Origin of the sequence: Novosphingobium sp. (assembly GCF_965214355.1) — a bacterium.
In the GTDB taxonomy this organism is placed as follows: Bacteria; Pseudomonadota; Alphaproteobacteria; order Sphingomonadales; family Sphingomonadaceae; genus Novosphingobium.
Genome location: NZ_CBDCBI010000002.1, coordinates 3,879,453 through 3,892,859, shown reverse-complemented (window position 1 = coordinate 3,892,859; position 13,407 = coordinate 3,879,453). Strand labels below are relative to the sequence as shown.

The window sequence follows — 13,407 nt, the reverse complement described above, 5'->3', positions numbered from 1 at the left end:
TTCTCATGACCATTCCTTCCTTCAGCGGCTCCCGCTTCGTCAATGTCGGCGAACGCACGAACGTGACCGGCTCGGCCGCATTCAAGAAACTGATCCTGTCGGGCGATTACACCCGCGCGGTCGAAGTCGCGCGCCAGCAGGTCGAGAACGGCGCGCAGATCATCGACGTAAACATGGACGAAGGCCTGCTCGACGCAGTCGAGGCGATGACCACGTTCCTGAAACTGATCGCCGCCGAGCCCGACATCGCGCGCGTGCCGGTGATGATCGACAGCTCGAAATGGGATGTGATCGAGGCCGGGCTGAAATGCGTGCCGGGCAAGCCGATCGTCAATTCGATCTCGCTGAAGGAAGGCGAAGAGGCGTTTTTGTACCACGCGCGCAAATGCATGGACTACGGCGCCGCCGCGGTCGTCATGGCGTTCGACGAGAAAGGCCAGGCCGACAGCCGCGAACGCAAGGTCTCGATCTGCCAGCGCGCCTATGCGCTGATGGTCGGCATCGGCTTTCCGGCCGAGGACATCGTGTTCGATCCCAACGTGTTTGCCGTGGCGACGGGCATCGAGGAACACGACCGCTACGCGCTCGATTTCATCGAGGCCGCGCGCGAGATCCGCGAAACGTGCCCGCATGTCCATATCTCGGGCGGGTTGTCGAACCTGTCGTTCAGCTTTCGCGGGAACGAAACCGTGCGCCGCGCGATGCATTCGGTGTTCCTGTACCATGCGATCCCCGCAGGGATGGACATGGCGATCGTCAACGCCGGGCAGCTCGATATCTACGACGCGATCGACCCGACGTTGCGCGATGCGTGCGAAGACGTGCTGATGATGCGCCGTTCCGATGCGACCGAGCGCCTGATCGCGCTGGCCGAAAGCTTCAAGGGGCGCGATGTCGTTGCCGAAAAAGAGGCCGAGGAATGGCGCGGCTGGCCCGTCGAACGCCGGCTGGAACACGCGCTGGTCAAGGGCATCGATGCCTTTGTGGTCGATGATACCGAGGAAGCGCGGCAGAATTTTGCGCGCCCGATCGAAGTGATCGAGGGCCCGCTGATGGCCGGGATGAACACGGTCGGCGATCTGTTCGGATCGGGGAAGATGTTCCTGCCGCAAGTGGTCAAGTCCGCGCGCGTGATGAAGAAAGCCGTCGCGCACCTGATCCCGTTCATCGAGGCGCAGAAAGAGCCCGGCGCACGCGCCAAGGGCCGGATCATCATGGCCACGGTCAAGGGCGACGTGCACGATATCGGCAAGAACATCGTCGGCGTGGTGCTGCAGTGCAACGGCTACGAGGTGATCGACCTGGGCGTCATGGTGCCGTGGATGCGGATCATCGAGACCGCGCGCGAACAGGACGTGGACATTATCGGACTGTCGGGGCTGATCACGCCGTCGCTCGACGAAATGGTCACGATGGCCGAGGAAATGCAGCGCGCGGAAATGACCATTCCGCTGCTGATCGGCGGCGCGACCACCAGCAAGGTCCACACCGCGCTGCGCATCGATCCGGCGTACAAGGGCCCGGTGATCCACGTGCTCGACGCCAGCCGCGCGGTCGGCGTCGCCAGCCAGCTGCTGTCCGACACGCAGGCCACCGCGTTCATCGAAAACACCGCCAGTGAATACGAGACGGTGCGAAAGGCGCGCGCCAACAAGGGCGCATCGAAGCTGCTGAGCCTGGAGGCGGCGCGCGACAACGCGTTTGTGCCCGATTTTGCCGATAAGGCGCCCCCACCGGTCGAGCCGGGCCGCCACGTATTCGACGCCTGGGACCTGTCGGACCTGGCCGGATACATCGACTGGACGCCGTTTTTCCGCGCGTGGGAACTCGCGGGCAATTACCCTGCAATCCTCAACGATCCGGTGGTGGGCGAAAGCGCCAGCGCGTTGTGGGCCGATGCCCAGGCGATGCTGGCGCAGATCATCGACGAAAAATGGCTGACCGCGCGCGGTGTCGCGCAATTCTGGCCGTGCGTGCGCCAGGGCGACGACGTGCTGATCAGGCTCGATACTCGCCAAGAAACCTCTGAACGCGTGCGCCTGCCGTTCCTGCGCCAGCAATTTGCCAAGAGCCGGGGCCGGGCGAATTTCTGCCTGGCCGATTTCATCGACCCGGCCGGTGACTGGCTCGGCGGGTTTGCCGTCGGCATCCACGGTATCGATCCGCATTTGGAACGCTTCCGCGCCGGGCACGACGACTATTCGGATATCCTGCTCAAGGCGCTGGCCGATCGTTTTGCCGAGGCCTTTGCCGAGCGGCTGCACCTGCATGTGCGCTCCACGCTATGGGGCTATGCGCCGGGCGAGCAATTGACCAACGAGGCGCTGATCCGCGAACAGTACCGCGGCATCCGCCCCGCGCCGGGCTATCCCGCATGCCCCGACCACAGCCTGAAACCGATCCTGTTCGATCTGCTGGGCGCCACGCAGGCCACTGGCATCACGCTGACCGAAAGCCAGGCGATGTTGCCGACAGCCGCCGTCAGCGGGTTCTACTTCGCCCACCCCGAAAGCCAGTATTTCGGCGTGGCAACGATCGGCCGCGATCAGGTAGAGGATTACGCGAAACGGCGCGGCATCGATCTGCCGACTGCGGAACGCTGGTTGCGGCCCAACCTCGATTGAAATCCACACGTCAAAAGAGAAGGGCCGGAGGCTCTTCAACCACTTTCACCGCATCCGGCTGACCGCATGGCACCGCATGAATTGCGCGTCGACGTTGTACCCGGTGGTCAGCGCCAATTGGCTCAACGTCGCGGGCAAGCCGCGCTCGGCCATCGCATCCACCAGCGGCTCGGGCTCTGCGCCCAGTTCGGCGGCGAGCGCGCGCAAGGCGCGGGCGACATCGGTGAATTCGACTTCGCTGGCATGCGCGGCGCGCCATTCTTCACGGCGAACGAATGTGTGATGCATGTCCATGGTGGCTGTCCTGTGTTGGGTTCGGCAAAAGGATACCAGCCACATGGCCGTCCGGAATTTAACCGTGGCCACGTGTTTGTCCGCATCGTGCGTCCTATCCGGCAAAATCCTGCCGGCCCGGTTACCGTCTCGCGGCGCGGTCCTGGCGCCTTTTGCCGATCGCGACAAACCGTTGCACTGCGTACGAACCGCAGCGGCGCGTTGGCAATGCGCAAACCGTTTTTGCAGGCCGTCGGGGATGTAACGCGGCCTGTGCAAACCCATATGCATCGTCCCCCCAAGCCAAACCGGAGCGCCCTCATGAAAATCCAAGGCAACACGATCCTGATCACCGGCGGCGGCAGCGGGATCGGCGCGGCACTGGCGCAAAGGCTGCACGATGCGGGCAACACCGTGATCGTGGCCGGTCGCCGCCAGGATGCGCTCGATCACGCGATTGCCGGCCGCGCCAACATGCACGCGCTCTCGCTCGATATCGACACGGCCGAGGGCGTCGCCGATTTTGCCGGGCGCGTGCTGGCACAATTCCCGGCAGTGAACGTGCTGGTCAACAACGCCGGCATCATGAAATTCGAAAAGCTCGATGCCAGACGCGATCTGACCGATGCTGCGGCAACGATCACCACCAATCTGCTTGGCCCGATCCGCCTGATCGACGCGCTGATCGATCATCTGGTCAAGGCACCCGATGCTGCGATCATCAACGTGACTTCGGGGTTGGCGTTCGTCCCGCTGACTGTCGCGCCCACATACAACGCGACCAAGGCGGCAATCCACTCCTACACCGTCAGCCTGCGCGCCGAGCTGAAAGGCAGAGTGGAAGTGATCGAGCTGGCCCCGCCGGGCGTGCAGACCGAACTGACCCCGGGGCAGGAAAACCGCCCGGGTTATCTGCCGCTTGCGGACTTCATCGACGAAATCACCGCGCTGTTGCAGACCCAGCCGACTCCAACCGAAATCCTTGTCGAGCGGGTGAAGCCGCTGCGGTATGCCGAGGCGCAAGGAACCTTCGACGCGACGCTGATGCAGCTGAATGAAGCGGCGGCCAAGGCGCGCGCCAACCAGCCGTAAAAAATCCTCCCCGGAACGGGGAGGGGGACCGCCCGCAGGGTGGTGGAGGGGCGGCGCGGCCGGACGCCGCCTCTCGGAAGCGCGCAACCGCGCCAGCGGCGACGACGCGACCCCTCACCGGTCGCGCCACGAGGCACCGCCCCTCCGCCACAGCTTCGGGTGGTTCCCCTCCGCGGAACGGGGAGGCTTTGCGAACCGATTTGCCTTGCCGCAATGGTTTGCGCTAATATCGATGCACAACGGGGCACAGGTGTGGGGACCAGCGAACTTTTTCTGATCGCGGTGACGGTCATCATGGCGGTGCCATACGCGGTGTGGCGTCTTGCGCGCACCGACCGGTTCGCGCCGCTGGTGGTGGTGCAGATCATCGGCGGGATCCTGCTGGGCCCCGGCTTGCTCGGGGCGGTGTTTCCCGACGCCTATGGCGCCGTGTTCAACCCGCAGGTGATGGCCGCGCTAAACGGCATCGCGTGGTGGTCGGTCATGCTGTTCGTGTTCGCCGCCGGGCTGGAGCTCGATCTGGGGCAGGTCTGGGCCAATCGCGGCGAAACGGTGATCACCGCTACGGCCGCGCTGCTGGTGCCGCTGGTGTTTGGCGCGGCCGCAGCGGCCTTCGTTCTGCGCTGGCCCGGCTGGGTCGGGCCGAGTGGCAGCCCGGTGCAGGTCATGGCCGGCATCGGCATGGCGTGCGCCGTCACGGCACTGCCGATCTTGGTGCTGCTGATGGAACAGCTGGGCCTGTTCCGCCGCCCGCTGGGCGACCGGATGCTGCGCTATGCCAGCTTCGACGATGTCGCGATCTGGGGCGTGCTTGCGCTCATCCTGGTCGACTGGCACCGCGTGGGGCGTCAGGCGCTGTTTCTGGCGGGATTTGCGCTTCTGGCCTGGGGCATGCGCCGCGCGATGGTGCGGCTGGCGGAAAACGACCGCTGGGCGATCGCAGTCATCTGGTTGGCAGCGACGGGCTTTGCCGCCGATTGGGCCGGACTGCATTTCATGGTCGGCGCATTCCTGGCCGGCGCGGTGCTCGATGGCCGGGTGTTTGCGATCGAACGCCGCGATGCCATGCGCCAGGTCCTGCTGCTCGCGCTGATGCCCGTGTTTTTCCTCTCGACCGGGCTGCGCACGCAATGGGGTTTTGGCGGGAATGCTGTTTTTGCCGTCTTGGGCGCGGCATTGCTCTTCCTCGCCGCCTCGGTCGCGGGCAAGCTGCTCGGTGTGCGGCTGGCCGGGCGCCTGCTCGGCTGGGCGCCGGGCGAAGCGGCGGTGATCGGCTGGATGCTGCAGACCAAGGCGCTGATCATGATCATTTTCGTCAATGTGTTGCTCGACCGGCAGATCATCACGGCCGAAACCTTTACCGCGCTGCTGCTGATGGCGGTCGCCAGCACCACGCTGACGGTGCCGATGACCCGCCGTCATCTCGCGCAACTTTCGCAGTATTAACCTTTTGAGAGCAGCCCCGCGCTGTGGCATAGCCATGCGCGTGATCGAAGATGTCGTACGACCAGACCTGGCACAGGCGCGCGCCGAACTGGCGCGGGTCTTCGGCTTTCCCGCCTTTCGCGGCGTGCAGGAAAACGTGCTGACGCGTGTTCTCGCCGGCCAATCGACGCTGGCGGTCATGCCCACGGGCGCTGGCAAATCGCTGACCTATCAATTGCCCTCGGTCATGCTGCCCGGCACGTGCGTCGTCGTGTCGCCGCTGATCGCGCTGATGCACGACCAGTTGCGCGCCGCCACCGCCAACGGCATCCGCGCCGCGACGTTGACCAGCGCCGACATGGATCGCGGCCAGACGATCGAACGCTTCCGCAATGGCGAGCTCGACCTGCTGTACATCGCGCCCGAACGCGCCAGCCAGCCGCACTTTCGCGAAATGCTCGAATGCGCGCCTATCGCGCTGTTCGCCATCGACGAGGCGCATTGCGTCTCCGAATGGGGCCACGATTTCCGCCCCGATTACCGCCTGCTGCGCCCCTTGCTCGACCGCTTTGGCGATGTGCCCCGCCTAGCGCTTACTGCGACCGCCGATGCGCACACCCGCGCCGATATCATGGACCAGCTCGGCATTCCCGATGATGGCCTGGTCATCGCCGGGTTCGATCGGCCCAATATCCGCTATGGCATCACCCCGCGCGACACCCCGCTGCGGCAGTTGACCCGGCTGCTGTCCGAACATCCCGGCCCCGGCATCGTCTATGCCCCGACGCGCGCCGGCGTGGAAAAACTCAGCGCGCAACTGGGCGAAACCGGTCGCCGCGTACTGCCCTATCACGCCGGCCTGGCGCCCGAAGTGCGGCAGGCGAACCAGGCCGCGTTCGTCGCATCCGAAGACATGGTGATGGTCGCCACCGTCGCATTCGGCATGGGCATCGACAAACCCGACGTGCGCTTTGTCGCGCATGCCGGCCTGCCCAAATCGGTCGAAAGCTATTACCAGGAAACCGGCCGCGCCGGCCGCGATGGTGATCCCGCGGTCGCGCTGATGCTGTGGGGGGCGGAAGATTTTGCCCGCGCGCGATCGCGCGTGAGCGAACTGGACGAATCGCGTCAGGCGGGCGAGCGCGTGCGGCTCGATACGCTGGCCCGGCTGGTCGAAACCGCGCAGTGCCGCCGCGCGATCCTGCTCAGCCATTTCGGTGAATCCCCGCCCGAGGCTTGCGGCAACTGCGACAATTGCCTTGATCGCCCCGAAGTCACCAATGTCACCGAACTGGCGCGCAAAGTGCTGTCGGCAGTCTATCGCACCGGCCAGGCGTTCGGGCTTGGCCATGTCGAAAAAGTGCTGACCGGCGCCAGCGACGAGCGCGTGATGCAGCGCGGCCACGACCAGCTGACCGTATTCGGCATCGTCAATGCCGACGAGGCACTGCTGATCCGCCCGGTCAGCCGCGCGTTGCAGGCGCGCGGCGCGCTGATCCAGACCGAACACGGCGGGCTGATGCTGGCCGGCGACGCGCGCGCGATCCTGAAAGGCGAGGCGCAGGTCGACATGATCGTCCACGCCAAAGCCGAACGGCCCGACCGCAGCGCGCGGCGGCGCAAAGGGGCGTCTCCGGTCGCCGATCCCGCCAGCGATCCGCTGTTCGATGCCCTGCGCGCGCTGCGCCGCGACATCGCCAAGGAAGCCGGCGTGCCGCCCTATGTGGTATTCCATGATTCGACCTTGCGCGAAATGGCGCAGGCACGGCCTGCAACGCTGTCTGCGCTTGCCGAAATCAGCGGTGTCGGTGCGCGCAAGCGCGATGCCTATGGCGACCGGTTCATCGCGGCGATCCGGGACTTTGCGTAACAGAGTTTCGGCACAGTGGCCGGGAATGATACAGGCCTGACGCGCGGCATCGACAGCGGCCCGCAACGGGTTCATGGCCGGACGGGTGGATCAGCGAAAGTCCGGTCGATGAAGCGTTTAATGCAGTTTGTTCTTGCCCTTGGCGCTCCCATGCTCGGCAGCGCCGCTTGGGCGCAGGCCCAGCGCACGCCCTACATGATCGCCGAAACCGGCCAGCGTTTCGCCGCACTGCAAGCCGCCGTGGACGCGATCGGCGATCGCAGCGGCACGATCATGATCGCGCCCGGCCTCTATCGTGATTGCGCCACGCAGACCAAAGGCGATGTCGCATTCCTGGCGACCGTCCCGGGCCAGGTGACGTTCGACAACGCGATCTGCGAGGGCAAGGCGGCGCTCGTCGTGCGCGGCCGCGCCGCCCGCGTCGAAGGCATCATCTTTCAGAACCAGCGCGTGTCCGACGGCAACGGCGCGGGCATCCGCCTCGAACACGGCAACCTCGTCGTGCGCCAGGCCTGGTTCCGCGACAGCGAGGAAGGCATCCTGTCTGCCGACGATCCCGCCGGCAGCGTGCTGATCGAACGCTCGACGTTCTCGCGCCTCGGCCGCTGCGACCGCGACTTGTCCTGCGCCCACTCGGTCTATTTCGGCAACTATGCCGAAGTCGTCGTGCGCAATAGCCGCTTCGAAGCCGGCACCGGCGGGCACTATGTCAAAAGCCGCGCCGCACGCATCGAAGTCACCGACAGCAGCTTCGACGATTCGGCCGGCCACGCGACCAACTACATGATCGACCTGTCCACCGGATCGACCGGTCTGATCCGTGGCAACTGGTTCGTCGATGGCCCCGACAAGGAAAACCGCACGACGATGATCTCCAACGCGCCCGAAGGCCACGCTCACAGCGCCGCCGGCCTGACCATCGACGGCAATGTCGCACGCCTGGCGCCGGGCGCGAAATACGACACCGCGTTCCTGGTCGACTGGTCGGGCGACGCGATCCGGTTGGGCGCGAACACGATCGGGACGGGGATCCGGCGGTTCGAGAAGCGCTGAAACCTTCACCCCCCCGCCTTGACGCGCCACCCTCTCGTCATCCCGGGCTTGAACCGGGATCCAGCTATGCTTTTATGCTGACGGCAAATCCAGGCGGGGCGTCGCAAGGGGCAGCGGGACCCCGGGTCAAGCCCGGGGCGACGATAGTTGTGGGGTAGGGCGTACGGGCGATGGCCGCTGGCGGGCGTCAGCCCAGCAAATGCCCCGACCGATCGCGCTTCGTCGCGAGGTACCGATGGTTGTGCGGGTTCGACGGCAGCGCATGCGGCACGCGTTCGATGACCTCGACACCCACGCCGCGCAACGCATCGACTTTCGCCGGATTGTTGGTCATCAACCGGATCGCCGGCACCCCCAGCAAATCGAGCATCCGTGCCGCTACCGGAAAATCGCGCGCTTCGCTGGGCAGGCCGAGGCGTTCGTTGGCATCGACCGTGTCGAAGCCCTGATCCTGCAGCTGGTACGCGCGCAGCTTGTTGATCAGGCCGATGCCGCGCCCTTCCTGGCGCAGGTAAAGCAGCACGCCCCAGCCGCCCTGTGCGGCCTCTTGCGCCATCGCGTGCAGCGCGGCATCGAGTTGCGGGCCGCAATCGCATTTCAGGCTGCCGAGGATATCGCCGGTCAGGCATTCGCTGTGCAGGCGAACGAGCGGCACACGGTCGTGGTCCTGCGTGCCGATCACCAGTGCGACGTGTTCGCGCAAGTCGTCGCGCGCGCGAAACGCGATGATTTCGCAATCTTCGGTCGCCGCCACGGGCAGTCTGGCGCGGGCCTGGATCGACAGCGAGGCCGGATCCTTGAACGCGGCAAGATCGTCCGGGGTGACGCTGACCGCGACATCGCTGCCGCTGGCGATCAGGAACGCGGGCAGGATGCCGGCCAGGCGCGCCAGTTCCATCGCGGTGCGCGCCGAGGCGGCGTCGGGCAGCGGGTCGGCATGGAACGGCCCGCGCAACGGGCGATCGAGATCGCGTGCCGGGTCGGCCAGATCGCGTGCGGTGGCCAGATTGAACGGAGTGCTGGCGCGGATCATCACCGGCGCGGCGGGGTCGTAGGCGAGGCTGTTGCCAAGCTTGAGCGTGGCGGCGCGTGCGGCGGAGATCAGCATGCGCGGGGCGTAGAGCCCGGGCTGGGCATAGCCGGTTTCGGCCGGCAGCAGGTCGAGCGGGGCTTCGCCGGTGGCGTCGGACGTGATCCTGATCGCCCAGCCATGGCGCAACGCGTCGATCGCGCGCGCGACGCGGCGGCTGCTGCCCGGATAGCTGTCGTTCATGCGTCAAACCGCGTGATCAGCGGAATGTGATCCGACGGCTGGTCCCACTTGCGTGTTTCCTCGACCAGCTTGTGGTCGGTCGAGCGCGCGGCAAGCGCGGGCGACGCCCACATATGATCGAGCCGGCGCCCCTGGTCCTTGTCGCGCCAGTACGAGCGATACGACCACCAGGAATAGTTGCGCCCGGGCGCGGGGATGTGCTTGCGGCCAAGATCCACCCAGTCGTGCGCGGCCGCCAGCCGGGCCAGCGTTTCAACCTCGATCGGCGTATGCGACACGACCTTGAGCAGGGCCTTGTGGTTGTAGACATCCGCTTCGAGCGGCGCGACATTGAAATCGCCGACCAGCAGCGTGTGGCGATTGGGGGTTCTGGCGAGCCCTTTCGACCAGACGGTCATGCGCTCGAGGAAATCGAGCTTCTGCCCGAATTTCGGATTGACCGTGCGATCGGCGATATCGCCGCCAGCGGGAATGTACACGTTTTCGAGGAAAATCCCTGCGCTGGGGATATCGACACCGATATGCCGGCCATCGCCGTTGTCCTGCCAGTCGTGGCGCGCGGTTTCGCTTAGCGGCAGGCGGCTGACCGTGGCGACGCCGTGATAGCCTTTCTGGCCATGGACGGCGATGTGGCCATAGCCAAGCCGCTCGAACACTTCGCGCGGGAACAGGTCCGCGGTGCATTTGATTTCCTGAAGGCACAACACATCGGGTGCTTCCTGTGCCAGGAATCGCTCGACCTGGTTGATGCGCAGGCGGACCGAATTGATGTTCCAGGTGGCGATAGAGATCATCGCCTGGCTCTAGCATCGCAGAAAAAAGTGGGAACCGGTTTTTTCGAGAGGCGATGCGGCAACAAAGGCACATCGCAGAAAAAAGTGGGAACCGGTTTTTTCGAGAGGCGATGCGGCAACAAAGGCACATCGCAGAAAAAAGTGGGAACCGGTTTTTTCCTAAAGCAATGCGACCAGCAAAGGCACCTCGTGCCCGATTGCCAAACGATATTTTTCGAATGGAAAATCTGAAAACCCCCGCCCCGGGGGGGATGTGGGGCGAGGGTTCCAGCTGCGTTCGTCACGCTGTGACAAGATGGCTCGGGGGGCGATTAGCGGGCAACAGGGGGGGGACCCGCTATGAACCATCCTGCTGAACCGGGTTTAGCGGTGCCCGGCTTTCACGGAGATGAACGGACCTGTCATAAACCGTGTCATCACAGCGGTATGTTACCCGGCCTTGTGCTTTTGCGGGCGCGGATCGGTCCAGCGGAACATCGTCTCGGGCACGGCAACGCCATATTGCGGATTGGTCAGGCGGACCAGCGTCCGGCGCGACTGCGCGTCGGTGGCGATCCACGAATCGAGTTCCAGCCCGCCGGGCGCAGAGGGTTTGCGCAGCATCAGCAGTGTCAGGGTGCCGTATTCGGGATGGCCGGGATCGCGTACCGCCATGCTGATCAGGTCCGGCCGTCCGGTCTGGTTAAGCCGCGCAAAGCGCGCGACATCCTTGTCGGGATTGAGCAGTGCGCCCAGCGGGCTGTTCTTGATCGGCCACCGTTGCACCTGGCGCACCTCGTAATCGATCATCGTCAGCGACGCGCCATCCGACACGATCAGCAACGGCACGCCAGCCTGGTACTGAAAGCGGATCTTGCCCGGGCGCTTCATCGTCAGGACGCCGGTCACGCGGCCGCCATTGGCGTCGGTCTGGATGAAATCGGCGCGCAGCGAATCGATCGCGCGCAGCGCCGCCACGGCCTGGTTGATGTCGGCCGCCGGATCGGCATGCGCCGCAACCGGCACCAACGACAAAACCCCCGTCGCGATGGCGACGAGGGATAGCGCGGTGGCGGTCAGAAAGTTCGCAAATCGGGTCATCACCACAGCGTTAGCGTCCGGTCATTGAACCCTGTGTGAACTTACTTGATCTTGGCTTCCTTGAATTCGACATGCTGGCGCACGACCGGGTCGTACTTGCGGAAGGTGAACTTCTCGGTCGAATTGCGCGGGTTCTTCTTGGTGACGTAAAAGAAACCGGTGTTGGCGGTCGAGACCAGGCGGATCTTGACGGTGGAGGTCTTGGCCATGACGTTATTCCTGAAAACTTCGGTTTGGTGGGCCCGGCGGGTTGGTCACCCAGGGCTCTACAGGGGCTGCCCGATGAGACAGAATCGGTATGATGTCAAGCAAGCAGTCTAGTCGTCATCCGCAAACGGCGGGATCGGCGACAGAACGCCGTACCGCTCCTTGTCCGCATGATGGTGCAATTTCGGCAGCTTGAGCTCGGGCACCTTGACGTCGGTATCGGGCAGACGGTCCAGAAAATCGCGGATCAGCGTCAGCCGGCCACGCCTCTGGTCGTTGAAATCGACCAGCGTCCACGGTGCCTGGGGGGTATGCGTGGCCGTCAGCATCGTCTCGCGCGCCTTGGTGTAATCGTCGTACTTGTCGCGAGAGGCCAGATCGACCGGCGACAGCTTCCACCGCTTGAACGGATTTTCGGCGCGTTCGGCAAAACGTTTTTCCTGCTCCTCCTGGTCGCAGCACAACCAGTATTTGAACAATAGGATACCCTCGTCGATCAGCATGCGCTCGAACACCGGGGCCTGTTCCAGGAACCGGTGGACCTGGTCCTTCGTCGCAAAGCCCATCACCGCCTCGACGCCGGCACGGTTGTACCAGCTGCGATCGAACAGCGCGATTTCGCCCGCCGCCGGCAGGTGCGCGATATAGCGCTGGAAATACCACTGGCTCTCTTCGCGCGATGTCGGCTTGCCCAGCGCGACGGTGCGCACCTGATGCGTGTCGAGCTTTTCGGAAATCGCGTGGATCGCGCCCGATTTGCCTGCGGTATCGCGCCCTTCGAACAGCACCACCACGCGCGCCCCGGTCTTTGCCGCCCAGCGCGCCGCACCGGTCAGCTGTTCCTGCAACGGTTCGATCAGCGTATCGTACGCTTTGTGGTGCAGGTGCGACATCAGGCTTTGAGCAGCAGGATCAGCGCGAGACTGCCGATGACGATGCGATAGATCGCAAAGGGTACGAAGCCGTGGCGGCTGATATAGCCGATGAACAACCGGATCACGACCAGCGACACGACGAACGACACGACCGATCCGATCGCGATCTGGGTCAGGCCGACCGACCCTGAATGCGCGGCGAGTGCGTGGCGGTTGTCGAACAGCTGTTTCACGGTCGCGCCGAACATTGTCGGAACCGCAAGGAAGAAGCTGAATTCCGCCGCAGTCCTGCGGTTTTCGCCCATCGCGAGCGCGCCCATGATCGTCGCGCCCGAGCGCGAAACGCCCGGGATCATCGCGATGCACTGTACGATGCCGATCGCAAACGAGCGCCCGGCCGGCAACGCGCTGACCGGCTCATAGGCGCGCTGGCGTGCAATCCGTTCGATCACGATGATCGCGATCCCGCCCACGATCAGCGCGATTGCGACGACGATCGGCGATTCGAGCAGGAAATCGATCTTTTTCTTGAGCAGCACACCCAGCACAGCAGCGGGGATGAAGGCGATCAGCACATTGCGGATAAAATGCAGCGATTGCGTCTCACGCCGCAGCGCGCCGCGCGCGACATCGGCAAATGTCGGCCAGAACACCACCACCACCGCCATGATCGCGGGCAGCTGGATGACGATGTTGAACACCTCCCAGTCTTTGAGATCATACCCGAACAGCCGGGTCGCCAGCACCAGATGGCCGGTCGAGGAAACAGGCAGGAACTCGGTCAGTCCCTCGACGATGCCGAGCACGACGGCGGTAAGATTCAGATCCATGGGCGCAGGGA

At 64.7% G+C, this 13,407-nt stretch carries 12 protein-coding genes; 5 read left to right on the top strand and 7 right to left on the bottom strand.

All coding sequences use genetic code 11. The annotated features are described in order from the left end of the window. Positions 1–5 precede the first annotated feature (5 nt). The gene (metH, locus tag ACOOE2_RS17905; RefSeq protein WP_420384335.1) at positions 6–2,624 is read left to right on the top strand and encodes a methionine synthase; all 2,619 of its coding nucleotides are present in this window, start codon (positions 6–8) and stop codon (positions 2,622–2,624) included. Between the two features lie 45 nt (positions 2,625–2,669). On the opposite strand, the gene ACOOE2_RS17900 is transcribed toward metH, so the two are convergent. Beyond that, positions 2,670–2,918: a hypothetical protein gene (locus ACOOE2_RS17900; protein ID WP_420384334.1), complete on the bottom strand. Its 249-nt coding sequence runs from the start codon at positions 2,916–2,918 to the stop codon at positions 2,670–2,672. A gap of 300 nt (positions 2,919–3,218) precedes the next feature. Between ACOOE2_RS17900 and ACOOE2_RS17895 the strand changes: the two genes are divergently transcribed. From ACOOE2_RS17895 to ACOOE2_RS17880, 4 genes are all read left to right on the top strand, one after another. Then, positions 3,219–3,989 (top strand): SDR family oxidoreductase, encoded by a 771-nt coding sequence (locus tag ACOOE2_RS17895; protein ID WP_420384333.1) that lies wholly within the window; start codon positions 3,219–3,221, stop codon positions 3,987–3,989. A 252-nt stretch (positions 3,990–4,241) separates the two neighbouring features. Beyond that, the gene (locus ACOOE2_RS17890) at positions 4,242–5,435 is read left to right on the top strand and encodes a cation:proton antiporter (protein ID WP_420384332.1); all 1,194 of its coding nucleotides are present in this window, start codon (positions 4,242–4,244) and stop codon (positions 5,433–5,435) included. A 34-nt stretch (positions 5,436–5,469) separates the two neighbouring features. Next, the gene (gene recQ / locus ACOOE2_RS17885; protein ID WP_420384331.1) at positions 5,470–7,284 is read left to right on the top strand and encodes a DNA helicase RecQ; all 1,815 of its coding nucleotides are present in this window, start codon (positions 5,470–5,472) and stop codon (positions 7,282–7,284) included. A gap of 150 nt (positions 7,285–7,434) precedes the next feature. Further along, positions 7,435–8,337, top strand: a complete 903-nt coding sequence (locus ACOOE2_RS17880; RefSeq protein ID WP_420384330.1) for a right-handed parallel beta-helix repeat-containing protein — start codon at positions 7,435–7,437, stop codon at positions 8,335–8,337. 187 nt (positions 8,338–8,524) lie between these two features. On the opposite strand, the gene ribA is transcribed toward ACOOE2_RS17880, so the two are convergent. The 6 genes from ribA to ACOOE2_RS17850 form a co-directional block, all read right to left on the bottom strand. After that, positions 8,525–9,610 carry a GTP cyclohydrolase II gene (gene ribA, locus ACOOE2_RS17875; protein ID WP_420384329.1) on the bottom strand — a complete coding sequence of 362 codons (1,086 nt, stop codon included), beginning with the start codon at positions 9,608–9,610 and terminating at the stop codon, positions 8,525–8,527. Then, the gene (locus ACOOE2_RS17870) at positions 9,607–10,404 is read right to left on the bottom strand and encodes an exodeoxyribonuclease III (RefSeq protein WP_420384328.1); all 798 of its coding nucleotides are present in this window, start codon (positions 10,402–10,404) and stop codon (positions 9,607–9,609) included. The genes ribA and ACOOE2_RS17870 overlap by 4 nt, the downstream gene beginning before the upstream one ends. Before the next feature lie 429 nt (positions 10,405–10,833). Continuing rightward, positions 10,834–11,484 (bottom strand): LolA family protein, encoded by a 651-nt coding sequence (locus ACOOE2_RS17865; RefSeq protein WP_420384327.1) that lies wholly within the window; start codon positions 11,482–11,484, stop codon positions 10,834–10,836. A 41-nt stretch (positions 11,485–11,525) separates the two neighbouring features. Next, complete coding sequence (gene rpmG / locus ACOOE2_RS17860) at positions 11,526–11,693, bottom strand: 50S ribosomal protein L33 (protein WP_420384326.1); 168 nt, start codon at positions 11,691–11,693, stop codon at positions 11,526–11,528. 108 nt (positions 11,694–11,801) lie between these two features. Beyond that, positions 11,802–12,584 carry a polyphosphate kinase 2 gene (ppk2, locus tag ACOOE2_RS17855; protein WP_420384325.1) on the bottom strand — a complete coding sequence of 261 codons (783 nt, stop codon included), beginning with the start codon at positions 12,582–12,584 and terminating at the stop codon, positions 11,802–11,804. Further along, a complete protein-coding gene (locus tag ACOOE2_RS17850; RefSeq protein ID WP_420384324.1) occupies positions 12,584–13,396 on the bottom strand; it encodes an undecaprenyl-diphosphate phosphatase in 813 nt (270 codons plus the stop codon). Before ACOOE2_RS17850 ends, ppk2 begins: the two co-directional genes overlap by 1 nt. Positions 13,397–13,407: the final 11 nt, after the last annotated feature.

Excerpts from the sequence above, each read along its gene's own strand:
- rpmG (WP_420384326.1), bottom strand. The coding sequence starts at position 11,693 with ATGGCCAAGACCTCCACCGTCAAGATCCGCCTGGTCTCGACCGCCAAC.
- ACOOE2_RS17880 (WP_420384330.1), top strand. The coding sequence starts at position 7,435 with ATGCTCGGCAGCGCCGCTTGGGCGCAGGCCCAGCGCACGCCCTACATG.
- ACOOE2_RS17870 (WP_420384328.1), bottom strand. The coding sequence starts at position 10,404 with ATGATCTCTATCGCCACCTGGAACATCAATTCGGTCCGCCTGCGCATC.
- ACOOE2_RS17900 (WP_420384334.1), bottom strand. The coding sequence starts at position 2,918 with ATGGACATGCATCACACATTCGTTCGCCGTGAAGAATGGCGCGCCGCG.
- ppk2 (WP_420384325.1), bottom strand. The coding sequence starts at position 12,584 with ATGTCGCACCTGCACCACAAAGCGTACGATACGCTGATCGAACCGTTG.
- recQ (WP_420384331.1), top strand. The coding sequence starts at position 5,470 with ATGCGCGTGATCGAAGATGTCGTACGACCAGACCTGGCACAGGCGCGC.
- metH (WP_420384335.1), top strand. The coding sequence starts at position 6 with ATGACCATTCCTTCCTTCAGCGGCTCCCGCTTCGTCAATGTCGGCGAA.
- ribA (WP_420384329.1), bottom strand. The coding sequence starts at position 9,610 with ATGAACGACAGCTATCCGGGCAGCAGCCGCCGCGTCGCGCGCGCGATC.
- ACOOE2_RS17895 (WP_420384333.1), top strand. The coding sequence starts at position 3,219 with ATGAAAATCCAAGGCAACACGATCCTGATCACCGGCGGCGGCAGCGGG.
- ACOOE2_RS17865 (WP_420384327.1), bottom strand. The coding sequence starts at position 11,484 with ATGACCCGATTTGCGAACTTTCTGACCGCCACCGCGCTATCCCTCGTC.
- ACOOE2_RS17850 (WP_420384324.1), bottom strand. The coding sequence starts at position 13,396 with ATGGATCTGAATCTTACCGCCGTCGTGCTCGGCATCGTCGAGGGACTG.